Origin of the sequence: Rhizobium sp. CRRU65 (assembly GCF_048551595.1) — a bacterium.
GTDB lineage: Bacteria > Pseudomonadota > Alphaproteobacteria > Rhizobiales > Rhizobiaceae > Rhizobium > Rhizobium leguminosarum_J.
Window position 1 is genome coordinate 235,167 of the sequence record NZ_JBLYZH010000007.1, and the last position, 17,665, is coordinate 252,831.

General features: G+C 61.9%; 14 protein-coding genes. 12 read left to right on the top strand and 2 right to left on the bottom strand.

The window, feature by feature from the left end:
• Positions 1–18 precede the first annotated feature (18 nt).
• The gene (locus tag ACM5SV_RS17105; protein WP_012759754.1) at positions 19–777 is read left to right on the top strand and encodes a cephalosporin hydroxylase family protein; all 759 of its coding nucleotides are present in this window, start codon (positions 19–21) and stop codon (positions 775–777) included.
• Between the two features lie 330 nt (positions 778–1,107).
• On the opposite strand, the gene ACM5SV_RS17110 is transcribed toward ACM5SV_RS17105, so the two are convergent.
• Together ACM5SV_RS17110 and ACM5SV_RS17115 are read right to left on the bottom strand one after the other, a co-directional pair.
• A complete protein-coding gene (locus ACM5SV_RS17110; protein WP_012759752.1) occupies positions 1,108–1,440 on the bottom strand; it encodes a hypothetical protein in 333 nt (110 codons plus the stop codon).
• Positions 1,441–1,499: 59 nt separating this feature from the next.
• Positions 1,500–3,113 (bottom strand): GumC family protein, encoded by a 1,614-nt coding sequence (locus tag ACM5SV_RS17115; RefSeq protein WP_012759751.1) that lies wholly within the window; start codon positions 3,111–3,113, stop codon positions 1,500–1,502.
• A gap of 134 nt (positions 3,114–3,247) precedes the next feature.
• Here ACM5SV_RS17115 and ACM5SV_RS17120 point away from each other — a divergent pair, with 134 nt between their 5' ends.
• The 11 genes from ACM5SV_RS17120 (at position 3,248) to ACM5SV_RS17170 (ending at position 17,650) form a co-directional block, all read left to right on the top strand.
• Positions 3,248–4,297, top strand: a complete 1,050-nt coding sequence (locus ACM5SV_RS17120; RefSeq protein WP_221962239.1) for a glycoside hydrolase family 5 protein — start codon at positions 3,248–3,250, stop codon at positions 4,295–4,297.
• A gap of 2 nt (positions 4,298–4,299) precedes the next feature.
• Positions 4,300–5,592 carry a hypothetical protein gene (locus ACM5SV_RS17125; RefSeq protein WP_222015084.1) on the top strand — a complete coding sequence of 431 codons (1,293 nt, stop codon included), beginning with the start codon at positions 4,300–4,302 and terminating at the stop codon, positions 5,590–5,592.
• Positions 5,593–5,751: 159 nt separating this feature from the next.
• Positions 5,752–6,771 carry an acyltransferase family protein gene (locus tag ACM5SV_RS17130; RefSeq protein ID WP_222015081.1) on the top strand — a complete coding sequence of 340 codons (1,020 nt, stop codon included), beginning with the start codon at positions 5,752–5,754 and terminating at the stop codon, positions 6,769–6,771.
• Positions 6,772–6,987: 216 nt separating this feature from the next.
• Positions 6,988–7,872: a formyltetrahydrofolate deformylase gene (gene purU, locus ACM5SV_RS17135; protein WP_130662642.1), complete on the top strand. Its 885-nt coding sequence runs from the start codon at positions 6,988–6,990 to the stop codon at positions 7,870–7,872.
• Positions 7,873–7,985: 113 nt separating this feature from the next.
• Complete coding sequence (locus tag ACM5SV_RS17140; RefSeq protein WP_113546565.1) at positions 7,986–10,907, top strand: aminotransferase; 2,922 nt, start codon at positions 7,986–7,988, stop codon at positions 10,905–10,907.
• 521 nt (positions 10,908–11,428) lie between these two features.
• Positions 11,429–11,623 carry a hypothetical protein gene (locus ACM5SV_RS17145; RefSeq protein ID WP_003544544.1) on the top strand — a complete coding sequence of 65 codons (195 nt, stop codon included), beginning with the start codon at positions 11,429–11,431 and terminating at the stop codon, positions 11,621–11,623.
• Between the two features lie 228 nt (positions 11,624–11,851).
• Positions 11,852–12,847: a P1 family peptidase gene (locus ACM5SV_RS17150; protein ID WP_012759745.1), complete on the top strand. Its 996-nt coding sequence runs from the start codon at positions 11,852–11,854 to the stop codon at positions 12,845–12,847.
• 114 nt (positions 12,848–12,961) lie between these two features.
• Positions 12,962–13,882 carry a LysR substrate-binding domain-containing protein gene (locus ACM5SV_RS17155; protein WP_012759744.1) on the top strand — a complete coding sequence of 307 codons (921 nt, stop codon included), beginning with the start codon at positions 12,962–12,964 and terminating at the stop codon, positions 13,880–13,882.
• Positions 13,883–14,031: 149 nt separating this feature from the next.
• Positions 14,032–15,561 carry an ABC transporter substrate-binding protein gene (locus tag ACM5SV_RS17160; RefSeq protein WP_012759743.1) on the top strand — a complete coding sequence of 510 codons (1,530 nt, stop codon included), beginning with the start codon at positions 14,032–14,034 and terminating at the stop codon, positions 15,559–15,561.
• Between the two features lie 274 nt (positions 15,562–15,835).
• Complete coding sequence (locus tag ACM5SV_RS17165) at positions 15,836–16,783, top strand: ABC transporter permease (protein WP_012759742.1); 948 nt, start codon at positions 15,836–15,838, stop codon at positions 16,781–16,783.
• A 3-nt stretch (positions 16,784–16,786) separates the two neighbouring features.
• Positions 16,787–17,650, top strand: coding sequence for an ABC transporter permease (locus ACM5SV_RS17170; protein ID WP_012759741.1), 864 nt, complete (start codon positions 16,787–16,789; stop codon positions 17,648–17,650).
• Positions 17,651–17,665 lie beyond the last annotated feature (15 nt).

The following is a 17,665-nucleotide window of genomic DNA, read 5'->3' on the forward strand; positions in this document are numbered from 1 at the left end:
GAAGGACAAAGAATAGTCATGACCACGAAGGACGATCGTCTCGAATTCGAAGCCCACAAGCGGGAAATGTCGCTTGCGCTCGGCAAGGATGAGGCAAGTTTCCAACAATCGCTGAACACGCTGATCGGGCTCGACAAGTTCGACTATTCCTATCTCTGGTCATGGATGGGCGTACCGATCATCCAGCTTCCGGTAGATATCCTGGCGACCCAGGAAGTCATCTGGGCGACCAAGCCCGATGTCATCATCGAAACCGGCATCGCGCGCGGCGGCTCGCTGATCTTCATGGCGTCGATCCTCGCCGCCATGGGCAACGACGCGGCCAAGGTTGTCGGCATCGACATCGACATCCGCGCCCATAATCGCGAGTCGATCGAATCCCATCCGATGTCGAGCCGCATCAAGATGATCCAGGGCGGTTCGGTCGACGACGACGTGCTTGCCGCCGTGAAGGCCGAGATCCCGCCGGGGGCCCGGGTGATGGTGGTGCTCGACAGCGACCATTCCTACGAGCATGTTCTGGCGGAATGCCGCGCCTACGGTCCGCTGGTAACGGAAGGCTGCTACCTCGTCGTCGCCGACACGTTCATCGGCCACCTGACCGAGGAACAGGCCTTCACAAAGCGCTCCAAGGTATGGCTGCGCGGCAATGAGCCGCTGAAGGCCGTCACCGACTATCTGGCGGAAACCGACCGCTTCGAAGTCGATCCGGTTCTGAACGGCAAGCTCGTGCTGTCCTCCTCTCCGGGCGGCTACTGTGTCTGCCGCAAGGCGTGAGCGGAATCAGGGATAGTCGTTCATGGCGCAGGTCGATATCGTCAGTCTCAAGGACAAGTCGGATCCGGCCAGACGGCTCCGACTTGGGTCGAAACCGCCGCGTTGCACGTCTTCTGCCACAATGAAAAAGCGATCGGCCTATAAAAGCGGCTGGGCTTTGCGGCAGCCGAAAGCCTGCCGCTGCGGCGCGCGGAGGAAGAGGGCATGGTCAAGTATTCGATCGTCGATCGATCGGAAGCGAATGCCGGCTTCGACTATCTCAGGATGGAGCTTCCGATCGAATGTTTCAGACAGGCGCATCCATCGGCTTTGCTGACCGCCTGAAACCCCTCACCGCACCGGCTGATAGTGGCCGCGGAGCGGAACCTTGTCGTCCATCGAGATGAAGCCGTCGCGTTCGCAGACATACATCAGCGTCGGCATGCCGCCCGAACGGAAGATCTCGTCATAGCGGCGGCGGATCTGCACGGTTTCGGTGCGGCAATTGTAGGATTCCTCTTCCTTCTTGTCCGGCTGCGCCTTGACGCCGGGAAGACCTTTGTAGGGATAAAGAGGTTGAACGCCCGGATCGACGGATTTCGTCCAGTCGACGGCAAAGGCGGACGCCGGGGCGAGGCTCGATACTGCAACGAGCAATATCAGAAGCATCATCATTGGCCGCATGGGAACTCTCCTGCCGGCAATAGGCCGCTTCCCCGATGTAGGAAAACCGACGACCGTCATCAAGCGGCCGCAGCGGGAGACTTCCTGAAATAACTTCTGATGACGGGATGGCTGAAGAGGCCGGCGAGAATCGCAAAGCCCGCGCCGACGACGAAACCGGCGAGAAAACCGCCGATGACGCCGGCAACCAATAGAATCGTCTTTCCGGGACCGTCTCCCTTGACCGGCGGCTCGGCCGGCGAAATGACGCGAATGTTACTCCGGTTGAAGTTTTGCTCCTCGCTCGTCTGGCTAGAGCGTTTCAGCACCGTCTCGTAAATATCGCGCGCCGCCGTCGCCTTGCGCTGCAATTCGTTCAATTCCACCTGCTTGTCGGAGGTACTCGCCTGCAACGCCTTCTGCACGGCAAGTTCCTTGGCGATGCTGTCCTCGGCGGCCTTTGCCTGCTCGTATTCGCCCCTTGCCGAGGTGACGAGACGCTGCAATTCGCCCTTGATTTCGCCGCCAATGCTCTGCAGCGAGGAGCGGGCGGCCTGCAGGCGCGGATGACGCGTGCCCATCTGGCTTTCGAGGCTGCCGACGGCGGCGGCCTGGGTGGCATATTGCTGACGCAGGCTGACGAGCGGCGAGGTGACGCCGCCCTCCGCCTGGTTGCCGGCGACGATGTCCTCGACGCGGAGGTTGGCGACGGCATCGGCGCGCGCCTTTGCCTGGATGGTCTTTTCCTGTGCCGTCACCAGCATCGTGTTCAGCGAAACGAGCCGCTGATCGGAAATCAGGTTGCCCTCGGTCGCGGCCATGTCGTTGTCGGCGCGGAAGGTTTCGACAGCCTGCTCGGCCTCCAGCACCTTCTGGCGCAGGTCGTTGAGGCGACCGTCGAGCGTTGAGGAGGTATTTTCGTAAATGCCGTTCGAGGCACTGTTCTCCTCCTCGGTGAAGGAGGTGACGACCTGGTTGGCAAGCCTTGCGGATTTTTCGGGATCGTTGGTCGTGGCGGCAAGCGAGACGACATAGGTGCTGGCCTCACGGGTGATGACCAGCGCCTTCTGCAGAGTGCCGATCACGGCGGCGCCATCCGTGCGGCCGCCGGTGAATTCGGGATCTTGGTCGAGCTTCATGGCTTCGGCGACGCGGCGCAGCACATTGCCCGAGGTCAGGATCTGCACCTGGCTGTCGATCAGCGCCGAGATCATTTCCGGCGAGGGACCCGACGATTGCGCGCCGGCATCGGCAAGGCCGATCTGGCGCGGATCGAAATAGAGGCTGCTGATGGCGGTGAATTTCTGGGCGATGCGCGGCGCCACCGCCCCGCCGGCGAGGGCTCCGAGAAGCGCCAAACCCAGCACGATCAGTCGCCGGCTCCAGATCGCGGCGATACTGGAGCGGAGGTCGAGAAGCGGTGCGGCCGGCGCGGACTCTGCATTCGGCGGCGCGTCCGCGACAGGCTGTCTTGCAGGCTGAGGCTGAGGTGCCGGACGCTCATATTGGCGGGTTTCCGCAATGCTTGCCGGCGGCACGAAGGGGGGCGGGGCAGGTTCGGGCGATGGCCGGACGAAATCATCCGGGCGGACGACGGGACTGCGCATGCCCACGCCTTCCGGCGCAGTCTGAGACGGCTCAAAACTGCGCCAGCCAGGGAGCCGGCTTATCCTGTTCCTGTCATACTGGTTCATACGCGCACTCGTGTCCCGCCCAGCGTGAAAGACTGAAGCCGAGGTGCCGATACTTTAGAAATTCTTAGCTAACGGACCGTTAAAATAACGTCAGCGACGCCGATGTTGCGATTTGCCGCGATTGCGAGGATGCCATGAGGACGACACGACATCTGACAGCGCTGCTGCTTGCGGCCGCTCTCACCCCGTCGCCGGTCCTTGCGGCTGAGGCCCCTTGCTACCGCGGCGTCAATTTGTCCGGCGGTGAATATGGCGAGCGCGGCGGCATCTACGGCACCAACTACACCTACCCGAGCGAAGACACGATCGGCTATTTCGCCAAGAAGGGCATGACGATTATCCGGCTGCCCTTCCGCTGGGAGCGGCTGCAGCCCGCACTCGGCGGGCGGCTCGACGAGGATGAGCTCAAGCGGATCAAAGATACGATCGGCCTGATCCGCAAGCACGGCATGGCGGTTCTGCTCGACCCGCATAATTTCGGCTATTACGACAAGACCCAGGTCGGCACAGCGCCGGCGACGGATGCCGCCTTCGGTGACTTCTGGGCAAGGCTCGCCGTCGAATTCGCCAATCAGGACGGCGTTCTCTTCGGCCTGATGAACGAACCGCACGACATCAAGGCGACCGACTGGCTGGATGCGGCCAATGCGGCGATCCGCAGCATCCGCGCTGTCGGCGCGCGCAACCTCATCTTGGTGCCGGGCACCGCCTGGAGCGGCGCGGGCAGCTGGGAAAAGGATGTGATCGGCGGCGCCAACGGCACGGTGATGCTCGGTGTGCGCGATCCGCTCAATTTCTACGCCTATGAGGTCCACCAGTATCTCGATGCCGATTCCTCCGGCACCCATCCGACCTGTGAAGGTGCGTCCGCCGCGGTCGCGGCGATCAACGGCGTTACCGCCTGGTTGAAGCAGAACCACAAGCGCGGTTTTCTCGGCGAATTTGGCGCCTCCACCGACAAGGACTGCATGAGCGGGCTGACCGAAATCTACGCCACCATGTCCGGCAATAGCGATGTGTGGCTCGGCTGGTCCTACTGGGCGGCCGGCGATTGGTGGCCGGCGGACGAGCCGTTCAACGTCCAGCCGCGCGAGGGCCCTGAGCGGCCGCAGATGCGGCTTCTTGCCGAGGCGGCAAAAGCCGGTGCCGGCATTTGCTCCGCCGTCAAACCCGCGGGGAAATGAGCATGGCGGTCGTCGATCAGAGAACAGCGACATTCACTGTAGCCGGCACTGTCGCCGGCAACCGGCTCGATGCCGCCGGCAGGGCATCGCGCACCGATCATACGGTGCTCTGGCTCGGGCTGCTCTCCGTGCTCTACAACGGCATTCTCGCCTTCATCAACCACAACATTGTGCCGCTCTCGATGACGCATGTCGCCGCCAGCGAAGGCCTGATCATGGCGAGCGCCATCATCTATATCCTGCACAAGGGGATCTACGAGACCGATCTGCCGGCCTTCCTGTTCCTGCTGTTCACGCTCGTCGTGACCATCTATGTCAGCGTGCTCAACCGCATGCTGTTCATCGATCACTTCCGCAACGTGCTGATCATCTTCTGCTTTACCGGGCTCGGCGGCTGGAGCAACGAGAAAACGATGAAGCTCGCCTTTCGCTGGGCAAGTCTTGCCGTCATGATCTTCCTGATCTTCGAGATCGTCAGCGTGCCGTTCTATGTCAGCATCGTCCACCCGTCCGATTATTTCGCCAATACGCGCGGGCTGCTGCCGCTGAGCTACAATACGACGGGCCTCTTCCAGAACGCGCTCGGCTTTCCCGAGCGCTTCTCCTTCGGCATCATCGACCACCGTTCCTCCTCGATCTTCCTCGAGCAGGTGTCGCTCGCCAATTTCTGCGGCGTGATCGCGGTCTACCTGATTTCGATGTGGGAGAGGCTTGGCCGCTGGGACCGGTTGCTGATGGTCGGCACGGCCGTGCTGATCCTGGTGACGAACGACACGCGCACGATGCTGATCTTCTGCTGTGCCTGCATCGTCGGTTACTTCGTCTTTCCGAAGATCCCGAAGAATTTCAATCTGGCGCTGATGCCGCTGATCGTCGCCGCCGGCTTCCTCATCTACGTGCTGAAACCCAATGCGACCGGCGACAATTTCACCGGCCGCATCAACCTGACGATGAAGAAGATCATGGAGCTCGATCCGCTTGCCATCCTCGGGCTTTCGGTCGACCGGGTCGCCGAATTCGCCGACAGCGGCTATGTCTACCTGATCTACGCGGCGACGATCTTCGGCGTCATCGCCTTGTGGCTGTTCGTCTGCCTCTTTCCCGCCGGGCGCACGGCGGCGCAGCGGCGCTGCGCCCATTCACTTTCTCTTTTCATTTTTCTGAATATGATGATCGGGGGAACCGCGGTCTTCTCGATGAAGATCGCTGGTCTCCTCTGGTTCGTCGTCGGATATATGCGTTTCCATGACAGCCCGCGCATCCGGCAGGGTCGTCCGGCAGATGTATTGAGTTGACCGCAGCGGCGCCTGTCCGCGCGAGCCCTAGAAAAGGATGATTTTAGGCCGGATTGGCCTAAAGTCTGAATCCTGTTCTAAATCAAAGAAATAGAGCATGATTTCGTCCGAAAACCGCCCACACTTTTCGGCATTATACTCTAGGGAGCAAGACGCTCGATGCTTGTCCAGCTTCAATATCTGCGCGCCATCGCGGCGCTGATGGTCGTCTATTTCCACGCGGTATTGCAGCTTGCCAAGGTCAATCCCGCGGTCGATGCCACCGCCTTCGTCTATGGCGAAACCGGCGTCGATATCTTCTTCGTCCTGAGCGGCTTCGTCATGTGGCTGACGACGAGCGGACGCACGATGAGCCCCCTCGATTTCGCCCGCCGGCGCATCAAGAGGATCATGCCGCTCTACTGGCTGGCGACGCTGTTTTCGGCGACAGTGGCGCTGGTCGTTCCATCATTGCTGAAATCGACGGTGTTCGACCTGCCGCATCTCATCGCCTCGCTGTTCTTCCTGCCATGGAGCAATCCCGCCGATCCGAGCACGATCACGCCGGTGGTCGTTCCCGGCTGGACGCTGAATTACGAAATGTTCTTCTACTTCGTCTTCGCGCTGTTATTGCCGCTACAGGAAGTTCGGCGCATCCCGGCGATGTTTGCCGTCTTTGCCGTCATCCTGATTGCCTGCCGGCTGCTGCCGGAAATGACCGTGACCCGGTTCTACGGCGAGCCGATCATGCTGGAGTTTCTCGCCGGTGTCGTGCTCGGCTGGCTCTACGGACAGAAGGTGCTTTTGCCGAACCGCTGGGCTTGGGCGGCCCTTGCCATGGGCTTTGCGTTTCTCTTCATCAACGAGGCGCTGATGCCACCGGAAAGCCGGTTCTATGCCTGGGGAATCCCGGCGATCTTCATCGTCTACGGCGCGATCTCCATCCACTTTTCCAGGCTGCCGGTTGTGGGATGGCTGAACTATCTCGGCGACTGCTCCTACAGCATCTATATCACCCACGCCTTCACCCTGGCTTTTCTCAGGGTCGCCGCGGACCGTCTGCCGATCGGCATCCTGCAGCAGCCGGTGCTCTTCGTGATGCTCTCGCTGGTGCTCTCGTCGATCGGCGGTGCGATCATCCATGAGATCACCTCGCCGCGCCGCCGGAAGGTTGCGGTGGCGAGTCGGCCGCCAGCCTAAAGCGCGTCGAAGGCGAGATTACGCATCCAAGCGGCGCTGACGGTACAGTTTTTCGCGCAACTTCTCCTAAGCTTCAGACTGGGCAATGAGAGAACTTGCGCAAAGGTGATGGTTTCTCTTGCAATTTGTCGCATGAATGAAAGTGCGCCGGCCTGTTCGCGGTCCGGGCTTTGATCTAAGCACGGCGGCGGCCTTGGAGAGGGAAGAGGGAAAGACATGACAAGTTACGTATTGACGGTATCCTGCAAGTCTACGCGCGGCATCGTGGCGGCGATTTCGAGCTATCTGGCAGACAAGGGCTGCAACATCGTCGACAGCTCGCAGTTCGACGATCTCGATACCGGCAGGTTCTTCACGCGCGTCAGCTTCATCTCCGAGGAAGGCGTGCCGCTTGCCGAACTCAAGGAAGGCTTCGAGCCGATCTGCAAGCGGTTCGCCATGGATGCCGAGATCCATGACGGCAACGCCCGCATGAAGGTGCTCTTGATGGTGTCGCGCTTCGGCCATTGTCTGAACGACCTGCTTTACCGCTGGAAGATCGGCGCCCTGCCGATCGATATCGTCGGCGTCGTCTCCAACCATTTCGATTACCAGAAAGTCGTGGTCAACCACGACATTCCCTTCCACCACATCAAGGTGACGAAGGAGAACAAACTGCAGGCTGAAGGCCAGATCATGGATATCGTCGAACAGACCGGAACCGAGCTGATCGTGCTGGCGCGCTACATGCAGGTGCTTTCGGATGCGATGTGCCAGAAGATGTCCGGGAAGATCATCAACATCCACCATTCCTTCCTGCCGAGCTTCAAGGGCGCCAACCCTTACAAACAGGCCTATCAACGCGGCGTGAAGCTGATCGGGGCGACGGCGCATTACGTCACCGCCGATCTCGACGAAGGCCCGATCATCGAGCAGGACACGGCGCGTATCACCCATGCGCAGTCGCCCGACGACTACGTCTCGATCGGCCGCGATGTCGAAAGCCAGGTGCTGGCGCGCGCCATCCATGCGCATATCCATCACCGCACCTTCCTGAACGGCAACCGCACCGTGGTCTTCCCGGCAAGCCCCGGCGGCTACGCCTCCGAACGCATGGGCTGAGCGCAGCCCTGCATCTCTTTTGCTGGCAAACGACAATCCCCGTTGCCTGCCAGCGGCAAGTACTTGATTATCTCGTTCAATAGGTAATCGAATCATGCTGCGGGAGGGGTGTCATGACCGACGAGGCGCTTGTTGATCGCATGGCGCTGCCGCGCCCCGATGTGACCGCCACCGATGCGGAAGAGATCCTCCTTGCTCATTACAGCCTATCCGGCACGCTTGCCGAACTCGGCAGCCAGCAGGATCGAAACTATCGCGTCGATAGCGAGAGGGGTCGCTACGTCCTGAAGATCTGCCACGCCGCCTACGAGATCCGCGAGCTCGAAGCGCAGAATGCGGCGATCCGTCACCTCAATAGCCGGCAAGATGCGCCGCGCGTTCCGAAGGTGATCCCCACCAATGAGGGGCGGGAGATCGTCGTCCTTACCGTGCGCGGGCAGGGCTATCAGGTCCGGCTGCTGGAGTATCTGGAAGGCCAGGGGCTGACGGAGCTGACCTATCTGGCGCCGGCTTCCGTGGCGGCGCTGGGCGCGCTCTGCGCCAGGCTGGCGCAGGCGCTTGCCGATTTCAACCATCCCGGTCTCGACCGCAGCCTGCAATGGGATCTCAGACGGGCAGGTCCCGTTGCCGTGCAGCTGCTTTCGGCCATCACCGACAGTGCGGCGCGCGACCGGATCGCCAAGACCATGGTGATGGCCGTCCGCCGCATCCAGCCGTTGGCGCCGGCGCTTCGGCTACAGGCCGTGCATCACGACGTCACCGGCGACAATGTCGTCGGCCACCGTGACGCCCATGGCCATATCATCCCCGACGGGGTGATCGATTTCGGCGACATCATCCGCGGCTGGCTGGTCGGCGATCTCGCCGTCACCTGCGCTTCGCTGCTGCATCAGGCCGATGGCGACCCCTTTCACATCCTGCCCGCCGTCACCGCCTATCAGGCGATCTATCCGCTGAGCGAGGAGGAACTGAAGGCGCTCTGGCCGCTGATCGTCGCACGCGCGGTCATTCTCGTCGCCAGCGGCGAGCAGCAGATTTCGGTCGATCCCGACAATGACTATGTCCGCGACAATCTCGACCGCGAGCGGGCGATCTTCGATACGGCGATGTCGGTTCCCTTCGATCTCATGGAAGCCGCGATCCTCAAGGCAGCCGGCGTAGATGTCACCGCGCCGGAAACATCGGGATGGCTGCCGTTGCTGCCTGACATCGATCCCGCCGGGATCGCCTATGTCGATCTTGGGGTACGGAGCCCGCATTTTTCCGCCGGCAACTGGCTGAATACGGACATGGACTGGCGGCTGCTTGCCCGCATGGCAACCGAAAACGGTACGGCAGCGACGCGCTACGGCGAATATCGGCTTTCCCGCGCGGGAACCGCGAAGGGACAGGCGACCTGCGCTCTGCATGTCGACATATGCCTTGCCGCAGGCAGCGCGATTGCCGCGCCCTTTGCCGGCCGCATCGGCTGGAAGGACCAGCATTTGACGCTCGCCAGCGACAACATGACCCTGCATCTCGATGGGCTCGACCTCTCCGTCGAGGATGGAGCCGAGATCGCCGCCGGCGATTCGCTCGGCACTGTTTTCGGAGAGGCGTCGTCGCTCGGCGGGCTGCGCGTCCAGCTTTGCAGCGTCGCCGGTCTCGAACCGCCGCTTTTTGCGACGCCGCGCACGGCGGCGGCCTGGTCGGTGCTCTGCCCTTCGCCTTCGCTGCTTCTCAGCCCGCAAGCGGATGCGCCGCAACCTGAAACCGCCAAACTCTTCGCCAGGCGGCGGGCGCATCTCGCAAGGCCGCAGAAGAATTATTATGCGGCGCCGCCGCAGATCGAGCGCGGCTGGAAGGAGCATTTGTTCGATGTCGAGGGCCGCGCCTATCTCGACATGGTCAACAACGTCACCATTCTCGGCCATGGCCATCCCAAGCTCGCGGCGGCGATCAGCGCGCAATGGCTGCGGCTCAACACGAATTCGCGCTTTCACTACGCCGCGATCACGGAATTTTCCGAACGCATCGCCGCCCTGTCGCCGGATGGGCTCGATGCGGTCTTCCTGGTCAACAGCGGCTCGGAGGCGAACGATCTGGCGCTTCGGCTGGCGCAAGCCCATAGCGGCGCGCGCAACATGCTCTGCCTGCTCGAAGCCTATCATGGCTGGTCAGCGGCGAGCGACGCCGTCTCCACCTCGATCGCCGACAATCCGCACGCACCAACCACCCGGCCGGACTGGGTGCATACCATCGTTTCGCCGAACACCTATCGCGGCGACTTCCGTGGTCCCGATACGGCAGCGGATTATCTCGGCATGGCGACGCCGGTGCTGGAGGCAATAGATGCTGCGGGCGAAGGCCTTGCGGGCTTCATCGCCGAATCGGTCTACGGCAATGCCGGCGGCATTCCATTGCCGGAAGGCTATCTCAAGGAGCTCTATGCGCAGGTACGCGCTCGCGGCGGCCTCTGCATCGCCGACGAAGTGCAGGTCGGCTATGCCAGGCTCGGGCACTATTTCTGGGGCTTCGAGCAGCAGGGCGTCGTGCCTGATATCATCACCGTCGCCAAAAGCATGGGCAACGGCCATCCGCTCGGCGCCGTCATCACCACGCGGGAGATTGCGCAATCGCTGGAGAAGGAGGGCACTTTCTTTTCCTCCACCGGCGGCAGCCCCGTCAGTTGCATCGCCGGCATGACGGTGCTCGACATCATGGCCGAGGAAAAGCTGCAGGAAAATGCCCGGACGGTCGGCGATCATCTGAAGGCGCGGCTCGCCGCGTTGATCGACCGCCATCCGATTGCGGGCGCCGTGCACGGCATGGGCCTCTATCTCGGACTCGAATTCGTCCGCGACAGAACGACGCTGGAACCGGCGACGGAAGAGACGGCTGCAATCTGCGACCGGCTTCTCGACCTCGGCGTCATCATGCAGCCGACCGGCGATCACCAAAATGTGCTGAAGATCAAACCGCCGCTCTGCCTCAGCATCGACAGCGCGGATTTTTTCGCGGACATGCTGGAGAAGGTGCTCGAAGAAGGCTGGTGACACAGGGCTTCCAGCATTAACCAAATCGGTCATTTCGAGGCATTTCGATTTTTAATGAAACGGGGCATTGCCTCATACAGCAAGGCTTCTTATGTCTGCCGCTGTGATCGATCGAAGTTCGATTCTGTCATGCGAATTTAACGAAGAGCTGATATGTTTCTTTCTGTAAGTTCGGGCTGTGACGGAATGAATTTTTTCGGATCGTCGATATTTTGACACGTTTCGGAATATGTTTCTGACAGGCTATCAGATAATCTCTACCAAGTTAGTGGATTATAGAAGACAGCCTTCACCGGCCCCGGGCTCTACCGGGACCACTCAAGTGCAACGCCAACACAAGGAACGAGCATGATAGACATCGATATTCTCGCCGATCTCCTTGGGCGATCTGTGCTTGGCAATGACCGTCCGGGCGCCCTCTCCCGCCCGAACTGTCGAATGTGACGTTCGTCCTCCTTTCAACGGTACCAGACAAGTCAATTCGCCATGGCTGCGCATGTCGCGCGGCAGGAGTTCTATCTATGAAGAAGCAAGTTATCGAATATGCAGGCGTTCCCGTCGGGATCGTCATTCCCGATGAAGATCGGCTGAAGTTCATCGCCGTGAAATTTCATGTCCACGACCTCGACGAGCAGCGTTTCGGCTCGCCCGATGAGGTGCGGTTGGCCATCCATGACCTGATGACCCGCCGTCATCCGAAGCCGCTTCATGCCTGAGGGCATGAGGCCGCGATTAGCATTCGCGGCTTTTCCCGATGTCCGACCGGTCCCGCCACATGGGGCCGGTCTTGTTTTTTGAGGGCATTGCAGCGCCGCGCGTCTTTATCAACGCGCAAAGGCTGTAACACTTTGAATTGCTGCATAATTTTGTCCTTAAATCGATTCCGATTTAAGGAATTATGCAGTACAGTCCTACCGGCCGCCTTCCCGCATAAGGATCCGCCCTTGCCCGATCTTCTCAATCTCATCACCGATATCGAAGGTCTTTCCATCGGCCATGCGACCGACCTTGCGCTCGGTTCCGGCGTCACGGTCATCGTCTTCGACGAACCGGCCGTCGCATCCGGCACGGTGCTCGGCGGTGCCCCGGGCGGGCGCGACACCGGCCTGCTCGATCCGTCGATGACCGTCAATGCCGTGGATGCCTTCGTGCTCTCCGGCGGCTCGGCTTTCGGGCTGGATGCCGCCGGCGGCGTGCAGGCGGGCCTGCGCGAGCGCGGCCGCGGCTTTGCCGTCGGGTCGGTGCGCATCCCGATCGTGCCGCAGGCGATCCTGATGGACCTGCTGAATGGCGGCGACAAGGATTGGGGCCTTCACTCCCCCTATCGCGACATGGGCTATACGGCACTGCAGGCTGCGGCCAAGGGCACATTCGCGCTCGGCACGACAGGTGCAGGCACAGGGGCGACGACGGCCACCGTCAAGGGCGGGCTCGGCTCGGCCAGCGCCGTCAGCAGCACCGGGCATCGCATCGCGGCGATCGTCGCAGTCAATGCGCTCGGCTCCGCAACGATCGGCGACGGGCCGCATTTCTGGGCAGCACCTTTCGAAAAAGACGCGGAATTCGGCGGGCTCGGCATGCCTGATGTGGCCGACCACCGGATGCGGCTCAAGGGCATGAACACGCCGGCAACGACGATCGGCGCGGTGGTGACCGACGCGCAGCTGACGAAGGCCGAGGCGCACAGGCTTTCGCTCGCCGGCCATGACGGCCTTGCCAGGGCACTGCTGCCAGCGCACCTGCCACTCGACGGTGATACCGTCTTTGCCGCTTCGACGGCCAAGCATCGAAGAGACGACATGGCGAGCCTGATGGAGCTTTGCCACCTTGCGACCATCGTCATGGCGCGGGCGATCGCCCGTGGCGTCTACGCGGCGACCGCCCTTCCGGTCGAGGGCGCGCAAATGGCATGGCGCGACCGCTATCCGAATGGTCGTTGACTGAGATCTTTGTTTTTATCCATGTCGTTGTCCCAAAACCGCTGCGCACTTTTGGGCGACATGCTTTAGGGTCGGAACCGGAACCCCAACGTGCCGAAAGGCGGAGAGACGTGAATGCAGATCCGGGCGCTGATGTATTTCGACGAGCTGGTCAGGACCAATTCTATGCGCCAGGCGGCCGAGAATCTCAATGTCGCGCCGACGGCGATCAGCCGGCAGATCGAGAACCTCGAATATCATTTCGGCGCGCCGCTCGTCGAACGCAGCGCCCGCGGCGTCAAGCTGACGGCCGCCGGCGAACTGCTTGCCGCCCGCGCCGGCCGGACGTTGCGCGAGCTCGATCATGTGCAGCAGCTGATCGAAGACCTGAAGGGCCTGCAGCGCGGCCGTGTCAGCATCTATGCCAATGGCGCCACCGTCGCCAATCTGCTGGCGCCGGCGCTTGCCGAATTCAGCCTGAAATATCCGAAGCTGCGTTTTACCGTGACGATCACCAGCGCGCGGCAGGCGGTGGATGCCGTCAACAGCGCCGAGGCGGATATTGCGGTGACGCTGTTTGCGCCACCGATGTCCGGCACCAAGGTGCGGCTACGCTCCGAGATCGCCTATGATCTCATCGCCACGCCGCAGCATCCGGCCGCCGCGCATGCCGAGATCCCGCTAAGGACGCTTGCCGACTACGCATTGGCGCTGCCGGATCAATCCTTCGGCTTCCGCCAGGCCTTCGACGCGCTGTTCGAGAAGGAGGGGCTGAGCCTCGATCCCGTCTTCGTCACCAGCTCGCTCGAAATGCTGAAGGAACTCGTGCTTAGCGGGGCTGCGGCCACGCTGCTGCCAGCACTGACCGTCCGCCGTGAGATCGAAGCGCGTCAGCTCCTTGCCATTCCACTCGCCGGCAAGACCGGCATCCGCACCCATGTCGATCTCTGCGTCGCGCCGGACCGGCAGCTGTCTTTCGCGGCGACGAAACTCCTCGATTTCATCGAGAGGTTCATGCGCGAGCGCACGAGCCGTGCCGCCGAGACGAAAGACTGACGCTTCGAGCTTGCATTGCCCGCGGATTTGCGGTGTAGCTTTTTCGGCTACACTGAGCACACAAAATCGTCATTGTGTGTGCACTGACATAGTGCCACTCTATTCGCAAAAGGGCCTGCCATCGCAGCGTGGCCAGACAAGGGAACATGATGATCAAGTTTTCGCTTGCGCCTTCAGCGCGTTTCGCCCGGCGGCTTTCGCTCGGTGCCGCACTTTCGGCCGGCCTGGTGATGACGGCGATGACGCCGGCCGAGGCGGCAAAGACTACCCTCAATCTCGGCATGAGCGTCGAGCCGGCCGGTCTCGACCCGACGATCGCAGCACCGGTCGCGATCGGCCAGGTGACCTGGCAGAACGTGTTCGAAGGGCTGGTGACGATCGACCAGTCCGGCAAGATCCAGCCGCAGCTGGCAAAAAACTGGGAGATCTCTCCCGATGGCCTGACCTATACGTTCAAGCTGCAGACCGGCGTCAAATTCCATGACGGCGAGGCCTTCGATGCCACTGCCGCCAAGTTTTCGCTCGACCGTGCCCGTGGCGCCGATTCGGTCAATCCGCAGAAGCGCTTCTTCGCTTCGATCGCCTCGATCGATACGCCGGATGCCGAAACGCTGGTGCTGCATCTCTCTGCGCCGACCGGCAGCCTGATCTACTGGCTCGGCTGGCCAGCCTCTGTGATGGTCGCACCGAAGACGGCTGCCGACGACAAGACGACGCCAGTGGGGACCGGCCCCTTCAGTTTCGCCAGCTGGGCGAAGGGCGACAAGGTCGAACTCACCAGGAATGCCGATTATTGGAACAAGGATGCGGCCGCCAAGCTCGACAAGGTGACCTTCCGCTTCATCGCCGATCCGCAGGCGCAGGCGGCAGCGCTGAAATCCGGCGATCTCGATGCCTTTCCGGAATTTGCCGCGCCTGAGCTGATGAGTTCTTTCGACGGCGATGCGAGGCTCGTCACCAAGATCGGCAATACCGAGCTCAAGGTCGTTGCCGGCATGAACACTGCCAAGAAGCCGTTCGACGACAAACGCGTCCGCCAGGCGCTGATGATGGCGATCGACCGCAAGACGGTGATCGACGGCGCATGGTCGGGCCTCGGCACGCCGATCGGCAGCCACTACACGCCGAACGATCCGGGCTATCAGGACATGACAGGCGTGCTGCCTTACGACGTCGAGAAGGCGAAGGCGCTGCTTGCCGAAGCAGGCTACCCCAACGGTTTCACCTTCACGATCAAATCGCCGCAGATGGCTTATGCGCCGCGCAGCGCCCAGGTGATGCAGGCGATGTTTGCCGAGATCGGCGTGACGATGAATATCGAGCCGACGGAATTTCCGGCGAAATGGGTCCAGGACATCATGAAGGACCGCAACTTCGACATGACGATCGTCGCCCATGCCGAACCGCTCGACATCGACATCTATGCGCGCGATCCCTATTATTTCAATTATAAGAACCCCGCTTTCAACGCGCTGATGAAGAAGGTTCAGGAGACGACCGATCCCGCCGCGCAGAATGCGATCTATGGCGAAGCGCAGAAGATCCTCGCCGAGGACGTGCCGGCGCTCTACCTCTTCGTCATGCCGAAACTCGGCGTCTGGGACAAGAAGCTGAAGGGCCTGTGGGAGAACGAGCCTATCCCTTCCAACGTGCTGACTGGTGTTTCCTGGGACGAGTGAGAGGGGTAGGTCAGGCGCGATGTGATGAGGTGATGGCCTTGGCGCCGGAAGCAGAACAGTCGGATATGGTCGACTCACGCGAACCTCTCGCTCCCTCATTCCTGTGCTTGTCACAGGAATCCAGTGCGCCCAAGTCCTTGGGCGCGGGAGAACCAGCTACTCATCGCATGAGAGTTATTCACGGCGCAGACGCCCCGTGGCTGGATTCCTGTGACGAGCACAGGAATGAGGGCGGGCGGGGGAGCCGCCAGGCCACATCGAAAGCGTGGCACGCATGATCCCACTCCTCGCCCGCCGCTTCGCCGGTCTCATCGTCACGCTCGTCGTCGTCTCGCTGCTGATCTTCGCCGTCATGGACCTTCTGCCAGGCGATCCCGCCTCGATCATGCTCGGCACCTCGGCAACGCCGGAGACGCTTGCGGCGCTGCGTCACAGTCTCGGCCTCGAGCAGCCGCTGCTGCTGCGTTACGGGCAATGGTTGATCGGCGTGCTATCAGGCGATCTCGGCAATTCCCTGACCTATGGCGTACCGGTCGCGGGGTTGATCGTCGAGCGGCTGGCGGTAACGCTGCCACTGGCGCTGATGGCGATCGTGCTTTCGGTGGCGATTGCCCTGCCGCTCGGCGTGCTGGCCGCCTCGCGCCGCGGCGGTGTCTTCGACATCATGGTGACGCTGTTTTCGCAGATCAGCATCGCCGTGCCCGCCTTCTGGGTGGCGCTGCTGTTGATCATCCTGTTTTCGACGATGCTCGGGCTGATGCCGGCCGGTGGCTTCCCGGGCTGGGGCGCCGGCCTGCTGCCGGCATTGCAGGCGCTGGTTATGCCCGCCGTCGCGCTGGCGATGCCGCAGGCGGGGGTGTTGACGCGGGTGGCGCGCTCAGCGGTGCTCGACACGATGCACGAGGATTTTGCCCGCACTGCCGTCGCCAAGGGGCTTTCCCGCAGTGCGGTGCTGTGGCGGCATATCGTGCCGAATGCGCTGATCCCCATCCTGACGATGATCGGGCTGCAATTCACCTTTCTCGTCGCCGGCGCGGTGCTGGTTGAAAACGTCTTCAACCTTCCCGGCCTCGGACGGCTCGCGCTGCAGGCGCTCTCCCAGCGCGATGTCATCGTCATGCAGGATGTCGTGCTATTCTTCGCAGGCCTTGTCATCGTGATGAATTTCATCGTCGATCTCTCCTATCTGGCGATTGATCCCAGGATGAGAAAGGCGGCCTGAAACATGGTACCGATCGCATCCACCGCAATTGCCAGCCGCCGCCGGATCTTTAGACTTAGCCGGCGAATGAACCTGATTTCAGGGACTGTGATCATCGGGCTGCTGGTCGCCGTCGCGCTGCTGTCGCTCGTCTGGACGCCGCTGCCGCCGGCGAAAATGCAGATCATCCACAAGCTGCAGCCGCCGCTTGCCTTCGGCCTGCTCGGCACGGACCAGTTCGGCCGCGACGTGCTTTCGATGCTGATGGCAGGTTGCTGGAATTCACTGTCAATCGCCATCACAGCGGTTATGATCGGCGGGACGCTGGGTTCGATATCAGGTATTTCGGCGGCGGCGATCCGCGGTCCTTTCGAAGCCCTGCTGATGCGCATCTGCGATGTCATCTTTGCGCTGCCGCCGATCCTGTCCGCCATGATGCTCGGCGCCTTTCTCGGGCCAGGGCGGTTCACCGCGATCACGGCGATTGCCGTCTTCATGATCCCGGTCTTTGCCCGCGTCACACTCGCGACCTCGCTGCAGGCCTGGAGCCGCGACTATGTGACGGCGGCGCGCGCCATCGGCAATACGCGACTGACGATTTCGCTGCGCCATGTGCTGCCGAATATCATCAGCCAGATCATCGTGCATGGCGCGATCCAGCTGGGGCTGGCGATCCTCACCGAAGCGGGTCTTAGCTTCCTCGGGCTCGGCATGGCGCCGCCGGCGCCGACCTGGGGCCGGATGCTTGGCGATGCGCAAACCTATCTGGCGCTCGCCCCCTGGCTGGCGATCCTGCCCGGTCTTGCCATCGCGCTCACCGTCTTCGGCTTCAACATGCTCGGCGACGGTTTGCGCGATCTGCTCGACCCGCGCGAGGCAAGCCGCTGATGTCCTCCCAAGACG